Annotated in this window: 13 protein-coding genes, 1 tRNA gene and 1 riboswitch; of the genes, 6 read left to right on the top strand and 8 right to left on the bottom strand. The window is 49.0% G+C overall.

Annotation, left to right across the window (positions count from 1 at the left end; genetic code table 11):
* The first annotated feature begins 100 nt into the window (after positions 1-100).
* Entirely contained in the window at positions 101-514 is a 414-nt protein-coding gene (locus tag ACTHTJ_RS06005; RefSeq protein WP_440362660.1) for a type IV pilin protein, read from the top strand.
* 70 nt (positions 515-584) lie between these two features.
* On the opposite strand, the gene ACTHTJ_RS06000 is transcribed toward ACTHTJ_RS06005, so the two are convergent.
* The 6 genes from ACTHTJ_RS06000 to metK form a co-directional block, all read right to left on the bottom strand.
* Complete coding sequence (locus ACTHTJ_RS06000; RefSeq protein ID WP_070583696.1) at positions 585-1,409, bottom strand: undecaprenyl-diphosphate phosphatase; 825 nt, start codon at positions 1,407-1,409, stop codon at positions 585-587.
* Between the two features lie 44 nt (positions 1,410-1,453).
* On the bottom strand, positions 1,454-2,095 hold the full coding sequence (locus ACTHTJ_RS05995; protein WP_070583709.1) for a thiol:disulfide interchange protein DsbA/DsbL: 642 nt from the start codon (positions 2,093-2,095) through the stop codon (positions 1,454-1,456).
* Between the two features lie 11 nt (positions 2,096-2,106).
* Positions 2,107-3,222 carry an SPOR domain-containing protein gene (locus tag ACTHTJ_RS05990; RefSeq protein WP_070583694.1) on the bottom strand — a complete coding sequence of 372 codons (1,116 nt, stop codon included), beginning with the start codon at positions 3,220-3,222 and terminating at the stop codon, positions 2,107-2,109.
* A 153-nt stretch (positions 3,223-3,375) separates the two neighbouring features.
* Complete coding sequence (locus ACTHTJ_RS05985; RefSeq protein WP_070583690.1) at positions 3,376-4,872, bottom strand: YifB family Mg chelatase-like AAA ATPase; 1,497 nt, start codon at positions 4,870-4,872, stop codon at positions 3,376-3,378.
* Positions 4,873-4,885: 13 nt separating this feature from the next.
* A complete protein-coding gene (locus ACTHTJ_RS05980; protein ID WP_003684455.1) occupies positions 4,886-5,206 on the bottom strand; it encodes an accessory factor UbiK family protein in 321 nt (106 codons plus the stop codon).
* Between the two features lie 109 nt (positions 5,207-5,315).
* On the bottom strand, positions 5,316-6,485 hold the full coding sequence (gene metK, locus ACTHTJ_RS05975) for a methionine adenosyltransferase (RefSeq protein WP_070583688.1): 1,170 nt from the start codon (positions 6,483-6,485) through the stop codon (positions 5,316-5,318).
* Positions 6,486-6,658: 173 nt separating this feature from the next.
* Positions 6,659-6,769, bottom strand: a riboswitch (SAM-I-IV-variant riboswitch).
* A 239-nt stretch (positions 6,770-7,008) separates the two neighbouring features.
* Here metK and ACTHTJ_RS05970 point away from each other — a divergent pair.
* From ACTHTJ_RS05970 to ACTHTJ_RS05960, 3 genes are all read left to right on the top strand, one after another.
* Positions 7,009-7,206 (top strand): hypothetical protein, encoded by a 198-nt coding sequence (locus tag ACTHTJ_RS05970; protein WP_107858221.1) that lies wholly within the window; start codon positions 7,009-7,011, stop codon positions 7,204-7,206.
* A gap of 67 nt (positions 7,207-7,273) precedes the next feature.
* Positions 7,274-7,738 carry a hypothetical protein gene (locus tag ACTHTJ_RS05965; RefSeq protein ID WP_070583685.1) on the top strand — a complete coding sequence of 155 codons (465 nt, stop codon included), beginning with the start codon at positions 7,274-7,276 and terminating at the stop codon, positions 7,736-7,738.
* Between the two features lie 151 nt (positions 7,739-7,889).
* Positions 7,890-8,768, top strand: a complete 879-nt coding sequence (locus ACTHTJ_RS05960) for a lysophospholipid acyltransferase family protein (protein ID WP_440360848.1) — start codon at positions 7,890-7,892, stop codon at positions 8,766-8,768.
* A gap of 48 nt (positions 8,769-8,816) precedes the next feature.
* Here ACTHTJ_RS05960 and ACTHTJ_RS05955 read toward each other — a convergent pair.
* Positions 8,817-8,893 (bottom strand) — tRNA-Pro (locus ACTHTJ_RS05955).
* Positions 8,894-9,092: 199 nt separating this feature from the next.
* Here ACTHTJ_RS05955 and recC point away from each other — a divergent pair.
* Both recC and ACTHTJ_RS05945 read left to right on the top strand, forming a co-directional pair.
* Positions 9,093-12,392 (top strand): exodeoxyribonuclease V subunit gamma, encoded by a 3,300-nt coding sequence (gene recC / locus ACTHTJ_RS05950; protein ID WP_440360849.1) that lies wholly within the window; start codon positions 9,093-9,095, stop codon positions 12,390-12,392.
* Positions 12,393-12,395: 3 nt separating this feature from the next.
* A complete protein-coding gene (locus ACTHTJ_RS05945) occupies positions 12,396-12,902 on the top strand; it encodes a thioredoxin family protein (protein ID WP_070461305.1) in 507 nt (168 codons plus the stop codon).
* A gap of 114 nt (positions 12,903-13,016) precedes the next feature.
* Here ACTHTJ_RS05945 and lapB read toward each other — a convergent pair whose 3' ends face one another.
* Complete coding sequence (gene lapB, locus ACTHTJ_RS05940) at positions 13,017-14,186, bottom strand: lipopolysaccharide assembly protein LapB (protein ID WP_070461306.1); 1,170 nt, start codon at positions 14,184-14,186, stop codon at positions 13,017-13,019.
* Between the last annotated feature and the right edge of the window lie 22 nt (positions 14,187-14,208).

Raw genomic sequence — 14,208 nt, 5'->3', positions numbered from 1 at the left:
AGATAAAGGGAAGAAAGATATGTACTTAAAAGCATTTGACGGAAAACGGAATGGGGCAGCTGTACAGAGGGGCTACTCCTTGATACAGCTGTTGGTGGTGATGCTGCTGGTTTCGATATTGGCGACGGCGGCATTGACTGCCTATCGGGAGTCAGTCCGTTCGGCCAACTTGCGTGCGGCTCATGCTGCCCTGCTGGAAAATGCGCGCTTTATGGAGCAGTTCTATACGAAAAAGGGCAGCTTTAAGCTGACGTCGACGAAGTGGCCGGAGCTGCCGGTCAAGGAGGCGGGCGGTTTCTGCATTCGGATGAACGGTCAGGCTAAGGGGATCCTGGAAGGGAAGTTTACCCTGAAGGCGGTGGCGCTGGACAGGGAGGCGGAGCCGAGAGTATTACGCTTGAACGAGTCGCTGACGGTGGTGGTGTGCGGGAAGATGAAGGTGAAGGGAAGCTGTACGGACGGTGAGGAGATATTTAAGGGCAATGATGCGGAGTGTCGTCCTTTTACGGGGTAGAAATATGATCGAAAGGGAGGAAGCGGATAAAGAAAAGGACGTGCTCAGGCACGTCCTTTCGGGAGAGGGGTTATTCGCTCCAGCTGACCCAGCCCAGCATCCAAGTAAGGAGAATCAGACCACCAAATACAATACGGTAGTAGGCAAAAGGCACATAGTTTTTACTGGAGACAAATTTCAGCAAAGCTTTTACTGCCAATAAACCGGCGATAAATGCTGCGATAAAGCCGATGGCAATTTGTCCGACATCTTGCAAGGTAAAGAGTTTGTAATTTTTTAAGATGTCGTAACCTGTTGCCGCAATCATCATTGGTACAGCAAGGAAAAATGAAAATTCGGTAGCCGTTTTACGTTCCAGTCCCCACAACATACCTCCCATAATCGTACTGCCTGAACGTGATGTACCAGGGATAAGGGCGCAAATTTGGGCGCATCCTACAACAAATGCGTCGATTGGACGCATATCGTCTACATGATTGACTTTGGGTTTAGCTGTTGTTTGGCGTTTTTCAACCCATAAAATGAAGAAACCACCGAGTACCAGCATGGTAGCAACGGTAATTGGGTTGAAAAGGTGTAATTTGATTTGTTTGCTGAACAAGAGGCCAACAACCGCAGCAGGTATGAAGGCAATAAATAAATTCAGTACAAAGCGATTGGCTGTCCGTTCTTTACCGAGTCCTTTTATGATATGGGTGAATCGTTGGCGGTATTCGAATACGACAGCTAAAACTGCACCGAGTTGAATAGCAATTTCAAATACTTTTCCGTTGCTCTGAAAGTTCATTAAGTCACCGAATACAATCAAGTGACCGGTACTGGAAATAGGGAGAAACTCGGTTAAACCTTCGATAATACCGAGAATAAGTGCTTTAAATAAAATTAGAATGTCCATAAGTTTTCAGACGGCCTTGAGGCCGTCTTTCTTTTGTTGATTAGTTAAAGTGGTTTTGAGTATTGTTCGCGGCGGACTTTGACGATGAGCTCGTCTATGGTTTTCATACCGGCTTTCCAGTCGCCACCATTGAAATTGACTTTGTATTTACCACCGACAATGACAGTTGGTGTGTTTTCAATTCGATAAGTTTCCGTCAATTGCTGCATTTTTGCAGCAGTCGATGCGGCAGCAGGACTGTTGTAAGCTTGAAGCAGTTTTTTACTGTCAAAACTTGTCTGTTTACCCACCCATGATCGGAATACATTTGCATCAGCCAGGTTGATTTTTTGTTCGTAAACTGCTTTGAAGATGACTGGATTGGCCTGATATTTTAAACCTGAAAGATTGACGGCAGCGGCTACTTTGGCCAAGCCTAACATTTCAGGCATCCAAACGACGTGTTCTGTCCGTAAGGAAACATCTTTGGCAAAGGTTTTGCTGTGTTGCAACAAAACTGGATCGAGATGGTAACAATGGACACAGAAGTAGCCGAAAAATTCTAGCACTTCAATTTTTCCGGCTTGTTGCTGCGGAATAGGGCGACTGAGGACAGTATAGTCCACGCCCTCGGTAGCAGCCTGCGCACTCAGACTGAGCAGGCTCAGGCTGAGTGCGGCAATGGTTTGTTTTATACGCTGCTTCATCAGTGATTCCATTATTTGGTAGAACGAATCAAGCTGTTGATATTATGGCCTTGCAGGTTTTTTTGCAGTTTTACAGCGGTTTCCTGCGGCATGGTGTTACTTTGAACTCGGTAAATGGTTTTATCGCCGTTTTGCGATTCAACCACTTTGGAAGACACACCTAAAATAGCCAGTTTTGCACGTTGTGAGTCTGCGCTGGAGCGGTCTGCATATGAACCAAGTTGCAGGAAGGCTTTTTTACCGCTGTTGGCAGTTGCTTCAGCTTTTTCTGCTGACTGTTTACTTGCAGCGTTGCTGCTTTCTTTTGTTGCAGAGGCATTTGCTGCTTTACGTGCTTTTTCGATGCTGCCGCTGTTGAGGATTTGCTCAGGTGTCGGCTTGTTTTGTTTTTTGGCTTCGGCTGCTTTTTTCTCGGCCAGTTTGCGCTCGGCACGCTCTTTTTGTTTGGCAGTCAGTTGGTCGGCTGCTTTTTTGTCTTTAGCAGCGTTATCAGCAGCTTCTTTTTCCGCTTTGGCTTTTTCTTCGCGTTTTTTCTCTAATTCGGCTTTTTTCTCAGCTAGTTTTTTCTTAGTAGCTTCTTTTTCTGCTTCAGCTTTTGCAGCTTTTTCTTTGGCTTCGCGTTCGGCTTTATCGGCAGCAGTTTTGTCTGCTCTTTCTTTGGCTTCACGTTCGGCTTTATCGGCGGCGGCTTTTTCAGCTTTTTCTTTAGCTTCGCGTTCGGCTTTATCAGCAGCGACTTTCTCTGCTTTTTCTTTAGCTTCACGTTCTGCTTGTTCGGCTTTTTCCTGAGCTTCTTTTTCCGCTTGAGCTTTTTCTTCAGCTTCTTTGGCAGCCTTTTCAGCCGCTTCTTTAGCTTTGGCTTCTTTCTCGGCCGCTTCTTTTTCTGCTTTGGCTTTTTCTTCATCTGCTTGGGTAGATGAAGTGTCGGTAGCTGGGCGTTTCTCTGCTTTGTCCTGAGGTTTCAGGATTTCAGGTTCTTCGCTTTGTTTAGGCTGAGTCAGCTCTTTAAAAACGTTTTGGTTACCTTGGTTCAAGAAGAACAAAATACCGGCAATAATACCTGTTGCCAGTATCAGGCCGAAAAAGAAACCGGACAAGCCTTTACCATATTGTGTAGATTTTTTCATGACTTACCTTGTAATAATGTGTTCAGACGGCCTGAAAGGAGGCTGTCTGAGTTGGATTCGATATTTTATCAATAACCGTTATGGACGGCAAAATCCTGATGCTTTGTTTACTCTAGTTTTACTTAAACATAAAGATTCAGGCCGTCTGACAAGTTAAAGGGCGCGACGGAAGCCGATGGCTTTCATCACATGGGTTTTGCTGACTTCTTCGTCGCCTGCCAAATCGGCAAGAGTACGGGCAACGCGCATGATGCGGTGGAAACTTCGTGCGGAAAGGGACAGTTTTTCAAGCATGGTTCCCAAGGCTTCTTGCGCTTCTTTTTGAATACGGGCTTTGCCATCGAGCTCGCTGACACTCAATTCGGCATTAACTTTGCCTTGTCGATTGTATTGGATTTTGCGTGCGGCGGTAACGCGTTCCAATACGGTGGCACTGGATTCGCCTGCTTCTTGTTGCATCAGCTCGGCAGCGGAAAGGCTGGGTACTTCGATGGTTAAATCAATACGGTCGAGCAATGGCCCTGAAATTTTGTTGCGGTAGCGGGCAACGCTTTCAGGCGTACAGCGGCAAGGTTTGGACGGATGGCCAAGATAGCCACAAGGGCAGGGGTTCATGGCGGCGACAAGTTGGAACTTGGCCGGATAAACTGCTTGGCGTGCGGCGCGGGAAATATGGATTTCGCCGTTTTCCAAAGGTTCGCGCAATACTTCTAATACTTTACGGTCAAACTCGGGTAATTCGTCTAAAAACAACACACCGTGATGCGCCAATGAGATTTCGCCCGGACGTGGGTCTGAACCACCGCCTACCATGGCTGCCGAGCTGGCACTGTGATGAGGACTGCGGAAAGGACGGTTGCTGTCGAGTTGCTGTTGATGGTTGGGCAGGAGTGAACGCAATGCCCATACTTCGACCAATTCGTCTTCAGTCAAAGGCGGAAGGATACCGGGCAAACGTTGCGAAAGCATCGATTTGCCCGTACCCGGAGGGCCCATCATCAGCAGGCTGTGTCCGCCTGCCGCTGCGATTTCCAAAGCAAGGCGGGCGGTATGTTGGCCTTTAACATCGGCTAAATCAGGAATTTTACTTTGTTCAGACGGCCTTTGCGTCAGCTTGCATTCAGTTTGTGTCAACGGTTCGATACCGTTTAAATGCGCGGCCACTTCGCCTAAAGAACGCGCTCCATAAACCGCGATACCGCGCATGACGGCAGCCTGTTCGGCATTTTCTTGCGGCAAGACGAATGAACGGCCGGCCTGCATTCCCTGCCATGCCATGGCCAGCGCGCCGCGCACGGGACGCAGCAGGCCGGACAGTGCCAATTCTCCGGCAAACTCATATTGCACGAGCTTTTCAGGATTGATTTGTCCCGATGCGGCAAGAATGCCTAAGGCAATAGGCAAATCGAAACGGCCGGATTCTTTTGGGAGGTCGGCCGGTGCGAGGTTGACGGTAATTTTCTTGGCGGGAAAGTCGAAGCCGCTTTGGATGATGGCGGCACGTACACGGTCGCGGCTTTCTTTGACTTCAGTATCGGGCAAACCGACGATATTGAAATGTGGCAAGCCGTTGGCAAGGTGGGCTTCCACTTCGACCAACGGCGCATTCATGCCGCTTAAGGCGCGGCTGTAAACCAAAGCAAGCGACATGTTTCAGACGGCCTTATTCGGCAGCTTCGGTTTGTTGTTTGATTTCGGCAACAGCTTCTTCAGCAGCGGCTTCGGCAGCTTTCAAAGCCGCTTCTTCAGGCTCTTGAGCAGCTTCGAGTTTGGCCAAACGGGCTTCCAATTCGGCCAGTTTGGTACGGGTTTTAATCAAAACCTGTTGTTGGATGTCGAATTCTTCGCGGGTCACCAAATCCATGCGGTTGAACGCGCTGCCGAGCATGGCTTTAACGTTTTTCTCCATGTCTTTGGCAGGGCTGTTGGCGATGGTTTCGCTTATTTTAGAGCTGACTTCTTCGAAAAGTTGTTTGCCGAACATAATCCGTATCCTTTATTCAGAATGTATATAGAAATTTAAGTGGCTATTGTATAAGGAAAAAGGCCGTCTGAAAACGTTTTGCTTTTCAGACGGCCTCAAATGCGGAAGTTTACACGCCTGCGGCTGCTTTCAATGCGGCTGCTTTGTCGGTGCGCTCCCAAGTAAATTCAGGCTCCTCGCGGCCGAAGTGGCCGTAGGCGGCGGATTTTCCGTAAATTGGGCGCAGCAGGTCGAGCATTTGGACGATGCCTTTAGGGCGCAGGTCGAAATGTTCGCGAACCAGAGCGATCAGTTTTTCTTCGCTGATTTTGCCGGTACCGAAGGTATCGATGGAAATCGAAGTCGGTTCGGCAACGCCGATGGCGTAGGAAACTTGGATTTGGCATTGGGTTGCCAAACCGGCAGCTACAATGTTTTTCGCAACATAGCGGCAGGCGTAAGCGGCGGAACGGTCGACTTTGGACGGGTCTTTGCCGGAGAATGCGCCGCCGCCGTGCGGAGCTGCGCCGCCGTAGGTATCGACGATGATTTTGCGGCCGGTCAAACCGCAGTCGCCTTGCGGGCCACCGATAACGAAGCGGCCGGTCGGGTTGATCAGGTATTTGGTTTCGTCGGTCAGCAGTTCAGACGGCAGAACCGGTTTGATGATGTGTTCGATAACAGCGTTTTTCAGCTCTTCGTAACCGATAGACGGATCGTGTTGGGTAGACAGGACGACGGTGTCGATGCGTTTTACTTTGCCGGTTTCGCTGTCGTAAACCACGGTCAGTTGGGCTTTGGCATCAGGGCGCAGCCAAGGCAGGCGGCCGTCTTTGCGCAATTCGCTTTGGCGTTGCATCAGGCGGTGGCTGTAATAGATGGCAAACGGCATCAGGGTAGGGGTTTCGTCGCAGGCATAGCCGAACATCAAACCTTGGTCGCCTGCGCCTTGGTTCAGGTCGATACCTTCGCCTTCGTTCACGCCTTGGGCGATGTCTGGAGATTGTTGGTCGTAGTACACGCCGACTGCGCAGCCGTTGGCGTCAAAGCCCAGCTCGGAGGAGTTGTAGCCGATGCGTTTGATGGTCTCGCGTGCGACTTTGATGTAGTCCACTTGGGCAGTAGTAGTAATTTCGCCTGCCAATACGCACAAGCCTGTATTGACCAAGGTTTCTGCGGCGACACGCGCTTTTGGGTCTTGCGCCAAGATGGCATCCAAAATCGCATCGGATACTTGGTCGGCAACTTTATCCGGATGGCCTTCGGATACCGATTCGGAAGTAAACAGATATTCGCTCATTGCTATTCTTTCATTAAAAACAGGCTGCTGTGTTTTCAGACGGCCTTTTATTTCGGACAGCGGAAATCATAACAAAAACTCCGCTTTTTCTCTATACAAGTGAGAAACATTCGCACTTGTCTGCTGTTTCGGAATCCTGTTGCACGTTTCTTACAGGCAAAAAAATTCCCGCATTAAGCGGGTTTGGATTGCTCTGGCGAGCCACATCGGTTTTTCAACCGTCCACCTTACCTTTCTTTCGGAAAAGCAGGTTGGCATGGAATTCCCAACTCTTAATGCAGCGCGGATAGTAGCAGAAAAGCAGGTGTGCCGCAATATATTTGCCCGAAGTCTGTTTTGTTACCTTCCTTTTGCAAAAAAGAACTTTTAGTATTAAACTTCTAGAATGAAATAATTCCTTTATTTCACACAAAGAACGTACTTATTTACATAAAATAGTTCAGCATTCGCGCGTATATACATTTGTATGTGCATTTGTACAATTTAGTGAATAAGAAGAAAAAAGTTTTGAAAAGGATAAATCATGAGTAATAGACAAAAGAAACGTAATCCTCATGCGTATAGCTATGTCGATAAACGACCAGCTACTAAGCATCGAAATAATTTGCAACGATATGAACAGGATAATGACAATTATGTCATTCTTCAAAGGGATCCCTTTGAAATTGTAATGGGGCTATGCGCTATTGCTTTCATGGCTATTTTATTTTTCCTAGCTTAATTTTTTGCCTTTCATATATTAAATGCTATGCGTTATCGCAGTATTTTTTATTTGAAAGGAAATTCCTGTGGAAGATATGTACACCAAAAAAACCAATGCTCCTAGAGCTAATAACGTTAAAAAAATTAACTCGAAACCTTTTAATAGGTTCGTTACATTCCTATCGTTATTGATAATTATAGTAGCTTTTAGTATGGTGATCTTACCTAAAAAAACAATTAAGGTTGAAAACAAGACTGGAATACCAGCCTCGTCTTTACCTTATAATTTTACCGGTAATGGTTGGGATTCAAGTTTGGTTATAAAAATATCCTCACTTGGTCCAGAGATAGAAAGAACGATTTATTCGCCTAAAGGCGAAAGAAGTTATTTTTATGCTCAAGCAACATATTGTGATAAAAAAAATATTTGCTTCTATGATTACCAGACGAAATCTGATGTTGTAATTAGCCGTATTGATGATAAGTCAATCCGATATGATGCAACCTTTAAAGCAACAGGAGAAAAACAAACTCTTGTTTTTTCTCATTAATCACCAAAGAAGCCTTCGGGCTTCTTTTTTTGGTTAAGCTTTATATATATCATCAATCTGAGTCATAATTTCCAGTGTTTTTGATAAAGTCAAAATCACCCAGACGGCTTGTTTCGTTTACAATCTGTCCACTTCATTTTGGTAAAACCTTATGCAAACGCTTGTTACCTTTATTTTTAAATTTCTGGCCGCACTGCCTTTGGCTTGGTTGCACAAATTAGGCAATCTGCTGGGCAGTTTGGGTTTCCGCTTGCTGTCGAAAGATCGCCGGCGAGTTTTTGAAAACATGAAACTTGCCGGATTGAACCCGACGGACGAGGCGGTGAAAAAAGTTTTCCGTGAAACGGCAAAAGGCGGCTTGGAATTGCCGGTGGCGTTTTTCAGACGGCCTGAGGAAATTGAAAACCTGTTTGTCAGCGTCAACGGTTGGGAACATGTTCAGACGGCTTTGAGTGCGGGCGAAGGTTTGCTGTTTATCACGCCGCACATCGGCAGCTATGATTTGGCGGGCCGCTACATCAGCCAGCAACTGCCGTTTCCGCTGACGGCGATGTACAAGCCGCCGAAAATCAAGGCTTTTGATGCGGTGATGCAGGCGGGGCGCGTGCGCGGCAAAGGCAAGACTGCGCCGACCAGTATTCAGGGCGTCAAACAAATCATCAAAGCGCTGCGCGGCGGCGAAGCAACCATTGTGTTGCCGGACCATGTACCGTCTCCGGAAGAAGGCGGCGACGGCGTCTGGGTGGACTTTTTCGGCAAACCTGCCTACACCATGACGTTGGCGGGCAAGCTGGCGCAAGTCAAAGGCGTGAAGGCTTTGTTTTTCTGCGGCGAGCGTCTGCCTGACGGGAAAGGCTTTGTCTTGCACATCGAGCATTTGCGCGGCGAATTGAACGGCGATAAGGAGAACGACGCGCGCGTGATCAATGAAAATACCGAATATTGGATACGCCGTTTTCCGGAACAATATTTGTTTATGTACAACCGCTACAAACATCCCGAAGGCGCGCCTTTCCCGCCGGAAGTATAGGCTTGCCGAATGTAAAAAACCTGCTTGGACTCAAGCAGGTTTTGTATTTGGTCGGAATGAGAGGATTCGAACCTCCGACCCCTTCGTCCCGAACGAAGTGCGCTACCGGGCTGCGCTACATTCCGAATGTGGGAAATTATAGGATAGGAGAAGCCGGTTTGTACAGGGGTCGATAAATAATTAATAATTGGCTGCCGATGGGTTTGTTTTAGGCCGTCTGAAGCGATGCGTTTCAGACGGCCTGTGTTTTTGTTTGCCGCTTCTGCTGAAGCATTTGTCCTAATGGCATTATAATGTGGGCAATTGTTTTTTAGATTGTCTGCTATGTTTTATCTTTATCAGTCCGACCGTTTGGAAGCGCTTGCCGAAATGTGCGCGCATATTCATCAGGCCTTGCCCTTGGATTCTGTATTGGCGCAGGAAGAAGTGGTGGTGCAGAGCCAGGGGATGCGGCGTTATCTGAATGTGTTTTTCGCGCGCAAACTCGGCGTGGCGGCGAATTTGAAGTTCAGCCTGCCTGCCGGTTTGGCGTGGCAGCTGATGCGCAAATTGGTTCCCGATGTGCCACCGCTCAGTCCGTTTTCGCCTGAAGTCATGCGTTGGCGTTTGCTGGATTTGTTCCGCAGCGAAGCGTTTCAGACGGTCCCGGAATACGAAAACGTGCGCTTGAAGCTGGAAAGTTATTTGCATAGCTCGGCATCGGCGGATTATCAGCTTGCCGGACAGATGGCGGATATTTTCGACCAATATTTGGTGTACCGTCCGGATTGGATTGATGCGTGGCAGGCTGGGAAGCTGCTGGGTTTGGGCGATGATGAGGATTGGCAGGCGCGGCTGTGGCGTTATTTGGACGATGGCAGCCAATCTGCGCCGCATCGCGTGGCCTTGTGGGAAAAGCTGTTGGCGCAGTTGGATAAATCGGTCTTGCCGCAAAGGTTGTTTGTATTCGGCATTTCGACAATGGCGCCGATGTATCTGCAACTGCTGCACCAAATTTCCAAGCATTGCGATGTGTTTGTGTTTGCACTCAATCCGAGCAGCCAATATTGGGGCGAGGTCATCGACGAGGCGCAGATTTTGAAAAGGGGCGATGAGGCGGATTTGTCGCAGGCAGGGCATCCGCTGTTGGCTTCTTTGGGCAAGCAGGGGCGCGATTTCTTTGATTTTCTGTCGGAAGTGGAAACCGAGCAGGATATTCAGGTTTATGAAGAGGGAAAAGACGATACCTTGTTGCATTGCCTGCAAAACGATATCCAAAACTTAATCATGCCGTCTGAACGCTTATATCAACAGGAAGAAAGCGAAGCAGGCGCGCAACAGGCTTTGGTTCAGGTTCACGATGCGGACGGCAATTTAGTGTGTGTTGAGCCGGACAAGCTGTTGAATGACGGCTCGGTCAAAATCGTTGCGGCACACAGCCCTTTGCGCGAATTGCAGATTTTGAAAGAAGAGCTGTCGCTGGTGTTGCAAAAAAATCCCGACTGGCAACCGCACGATATTGCTGTTTTGACGCCGAACATCGAGCCCTACAGCCCGTTTATCGAAGCCGTTTTTGGACAGGAGCATGCAGGCAGTCAGGCTTTGCCGTATTCGATTTCGGATGTGAAACTCAGCCGCCGTCAGCCCTTGCTGTATGCTTTGGCGCAAACTTTGGACTTGCTGGAAAGTCGGTTTGAAGTGGACAAGGTTTTGCCTTTGCTGGAAAGCCGGTTGGTGCTGCAACGCTTCGGTTTGAGCGAGGAGGATGTGCCGCTGCTGCATGAGACTGTTGCCGGATTGAATGTGCATTGGGGTTTGGACCAAACCATGCGCGAGGGCAAAGACAACCTCTTTACTTGGCAGCAGGCGGTAGAGCGTTTGGCCTTGGGCTGGATGCTGCCTGAAGGCGGCAACGGTATGTGGCAGGGTGTGAGCGCGTGGCATAGCAATGTCAATCAGCTGGACGTGTTCAGCGGTTTCGCCGAATTTATCCGTACTTTGGCCGATATGGCGGCGCAATGGCAAGAGCCTGCCAATGTGGAAAGCTGGGTGCAGCGTTGCCGCGATTTGCTGGAGAAACTGTTTACTCCGGATACGGACGACCAATACGCCAAGCAGCAGTTTGAGCAGTCTTTGGCGAAATGGCAGGAAGAAGCGCAGTTGGCCGAATTTGACGGATTGTTGCCGTGTAAAACCGTTATCCGCCATATCCGCCGCTTTTTGGACAGCGAAAGCCAAGCCGGATTTTTGAGCGGCGGCATCACTTTTTGCAGTATGGTGCCGATGCGCAGCCTGCCGTTTAAAATGGTTTGCCTGTTGGGTCTGAATGACGGCGATTTTCCGCGCAATACCAAAGCGGTGGTGTTCGATCTGATTGCCAAACATCCGAAAAAAGGCGACCGCGCCCGCCGCGACGACGACCGTTATCTCTTCCTCGAAGCCTTAATCAGCGCACGTGAAATGCTGTATTTGTCTTATATCGGCCGCGATATACGCAATGATGCCGAGTTCGCGCCGTCTTCGTTAATCAGCGAGCTGCTGGATACCATTGCCGCCATGACGGGGAAAAGCGGGCGCGAGTTGTCGGAGAAATGGGTGAAACATCATCCGTTGCAGGCGTTCTCACGCCGTTATTTCCAAAAGGACGCGCTTTCAGACGGCCTCTTCAGTACGCGCCAAGATTACGCCGATGCGTTGAACCAACCGCAAGCGGAAGCGCAGCCGTTTTTCCTTGAGGCCTTAAGTCAGGAAGAGCCGGGCAAAACCATTCACCAGGGCGAGCTCATCAGTTTTTGGCGCAACCCTGTCAAAGTTTGGCTGAAGAAAAATTTAAGCTGGGATCAGCCGTATCTGGACGGCGCATGGGAATCTGCCGAACCGTTTGAGCCGCAACATGAAGGTCGGATTGCCGATGCTTATTTGGATGCGCGGCGCAAAGGTGAAGATTTTGAAGATACGGCCATTCGGCTGAATGCAGAAAGTCTGATGCCGGTAGGCGAGTTAGGCGGTTTGTGGCAGAAGCAGTATCAGATATCTGCGAAAAACGTGGATGTCGAGCTGATACGCAGTGACAAAAGGCCGTCTGAACCTTATGAAGAACACTTTGACGACTTGGTGTTACAAGGCACCATCGGCAATCTTTACGAATGCGGCCGCATTGTGTTCCTAAACCAAAAAGACAATGCACCCAACCGCATTGCCCGTTTATTGGAACATTTGATTTTTTGTGCCGTCGCCCCTAAATCCGTTGCAAACCGACAAACCTATATTGTCAGCTTGGGGCAGACCGAAACCTATGCCGCCATCGAGCAACAAACAGCAAAAGAACTTTTGAAAAAATGGTTGGTATATTTCCGAATCGGACAAAATACCCCCTTGCCGTTTTTTGCCAAAACCAGCCTTGCCGCAGCGGAGGAGTACAACAAGAAAGAGGATTGGGATGCTGCCTTGAGAAAAGCCCATGAGGTTTTTAACGGCAACAAAATGAGTAAAGGGCAGAAAGAATATACCGAAGTGAAGCTGGTGTTTGGTCATTCGGAAGAATCGCCTCTTGATGAGCCGCTATTTGAAAACCTTGTCGTCAATCTACTTGTGCCGCTTTTGACCGGCGTGGCAGGGAAAACCGATACAACAGAACAGGAGTAAAGCATGGCTACTTATGCAGAATATTTGGATTTTGATACCGAAGAAGACAAATTGAAACAGCAGCAACTCTATCAGGCGACCGAGCTGTCGGCGCAAACGGTAGCGGCGGTCAAAAAGATCAGCCGTCCGCAAAACTGGCTGCTTGCCGCTGCACCATATTGCCCTGATTGCCGCGTGTTTGTGCCGTTTATTCAGAAAATAGCGGAGTTGAATCCCAATATCCGCGTCAACTATATTGCCCGCAACGATTTTGATGACAGCAGCCGTTTTGAGAATCCGCGCCAACAGGAAATCGTCCGCGCCAATCAAAAAATCCCTGCGCTGTTTTTGATGGGGCATGAAGAGGCTGGGCCTGTGTTTAAAGAGTTTCCGCAAGTGGTGTTGAACCAAATTGCGGCAGATGAAACCCGTCGCACAGAATTGCGCGATGCGTACCGTGCCGGTGAGTTTAATGCCGATATTGAGGCTCAGATTGTAGCGGCGTTGGCATGGGCAGAGCAGCGTTGTTGAGCAAATAGTGCTGGTGTGTGCGCCTATGTTTTGAACTGTTTTGATATTTTGCTTCGTAATAAAAAGGCCGTCTGAAAAGATTTCAGACGGCCTTTTTTGATGCTTAACGCTTTATCAAATCTCGATTTTATTCGGCGTAAAGGTTTGCCATTTATTGCAGGCAGGACAGTGCCAGAAGAAGACTTGAGATTTGAAGTGGCAGTTGCGGCAGCGGTACATGACACTTTTTTGCAGCTGGCGGCCGATAATGGAACGAATCATATCGGTATCGGCTTTCCACTCTGGATTCATATTGCTGAGTTTCAATCCAAGCAGGCGGTACACGCCGTTGAGATCGGGTTTTTGGCGGACGAGTTCGACAGCGATTTGCGCCGCTTCGTTTTCGCCCTTGAGCAGCAAGGCTTTCTCGTAAATGACGTTGATCAGGTCAAGATCGGGGAAGGTCTGCATATAGCCGATAAGGCGGTTGAGGCCTTCTTCCTGTTTGCCTTGCGCAGCATAGGCTTCATAGAGTTTCTCGCCCACCATGCTCAAATAGGCGTGGTTTTGCTGCTCAATGGCGGAATACGCTTCCACTGCGGCAGGGAAATTGCCCTGACGGTATTCGATGTCGCCGAGGATGATGTTGGCACGCGTACATTTTTTGTTGGCTTCGAGTGCTTTGCCGATGTTGTAGCGTGCGGCATCGAAGTTGGATTTGAACAGCGCGGCTTGGGCGATTTCGCAATAGAACTGGGCGATTTCAAACTGGTAGGTCTGTTCGTCATGGCTCAAGAGCTGCGCCATTTCGATGGCTTTTTCCCAGTCTCGGTCTTGTTGGTAGATGCTCAAAAGGTGTTGGCGGGCTTCGCGTGCCATATCGCCTTCCTGCAAACCGAGGAAGATTTGTTCGGCACGGTCTACCAAGCCTGCGCTTTGGTAGTTTTGCGCCAATTCAAAAAGCACGCGTGCGCGTTTTTCGTTGACTGTGTCGGGCGAATCGAGCAGGGCGCGGTGCATATTGATGGCTTTATCGTTTTCGCCGCGCTGACGGTAGAGCTTGCCTAGGGTCAGGTTTAAGTCGTATGACTGCGGCTGTTGGTCAATCACTTCCGCCAATTCGCGCGCGGCGCGGCCGCTGTTGCGGTCAACGAGGGCGTCAAGGCTTTTGTAAAACCCTGCCGGTATGCTTTTAGCCTGTTTCAGGACAGTCTTCATATCGACGCGCGCGGCAAACCAGCCCATAGCGAAGAAAACGGGGAGGAGGACGATGGGCAGTAAGATGACCCACAATTCGTTGTCCATGGTATTCCTTTATTGATTGGTG

Source organism: Neisseria sp. P0018.S001 (genome assembly GCF_051957355.1).
Classification (GTDB): domain Bacteria; phylum Pseudomonadota; class Gammaproteobacteria; order Burkholderiales; family Neisseriaceae; genus Neisseria; species Neisseria subflava_A.
The sequence above is the reverse complement of the archived record's forward strand: the minus strand, read 5'-3'. Positions and strand labels throughout refer to the sequence as shown.

What these genes read in the sequence shown, in the direction of transcription:
- ACTHTJ_RS06005 (WP_440362660.1), top strand. Translation starts at nt 101, where the DNA reads ATGCTGCTGGTTTCGATATTGGCGACGGCGGCATTGACTGCCTATCGG.
- ACTHTJ_RS06000 (WP_070583696.1), bottom strand. Translation starts at nt 1,409, where the DNA reads ATGGACATTCTAATTTTATTTAAAGCACTTATTCTCGGTATTATCGAA.
- ACTHTJ_RS05995 (WP_070583709.1), bottom strand. Translation starts at nt 2,095, where the DNA reads ATGAAGCAGCGTATAAAACAAACCATTGCCGCACTCAGCCTGAGCCTG.
- ACTHTJ_RS05990 (WP_070583694.1), bottom strand. Translation starts at nt 3,222, where the DNA reads ATGAAAAAATCTACACAATATGGTAAAGGCTTGTCCGGTTTCTTTTTC.
- ACTHTJ_RS05985 (WP_070583690.1), bottom strand. Translation starts at nt 4,872, where the DNA reads ATGTCGCTTGCTTTGGTTTACAGCCGCGCCTTAAGCGGCATGAATGCG.
- ACTHTJ_RS05980 (WP_003684455.1), bottom strand. Translation starts at nt 5,206, where the DNA reads ATGTTCGGCAAACAACTTTTCGAAGAAGTCAGCTCTAAAATAAGCGAA.
- metK (WP_070583688.1), bottom strand. Translation starts at nt 6,485, where the DNA reads ATGAGCGAATATCTGTTTACTTCCGAATCGGTATCCGAAGGCCATCCG.
- ACTHTJ_RS05970 (WP_107858221.1), top strand. Translation starts at nt 7,009, where the DNA reads ATGAGTAATAGACAAAAGAAACGTAATCCTCATGCGTATAGCTATGTC.
- ACTHTJ_RS05960 (WP_440360848.1), top strand. Translation starts at nt 7,890, where the DNA reads ATGCAAACGCTTGTTACCTTTATTTTTAAATTTCTGGCCGCACTGCCT.
- recC (WP_440360849.1), top strand. Translation starts at nt 9,093, where the DNA reads ATGTTTTATCTTTATCAGTCCGACCGTTTGGAAGCGCTTGCCGAAATG.
- ACTHTJ_RS05945 (WP_070461305.1), top strand. Translation starts at nt 12,396, where the DNA reads ATGGCTACTTATGCAGAATATTTGGATTTTGATACCGAAGAAGACAAA.
- lapB (WP_070461306.1), bottom strand. Translation starts at nt 14,186, where the DNA reads ATGGACAACGAATTGTGGGTCATCTTACTGCCCATCGTCCTCCTCCCC.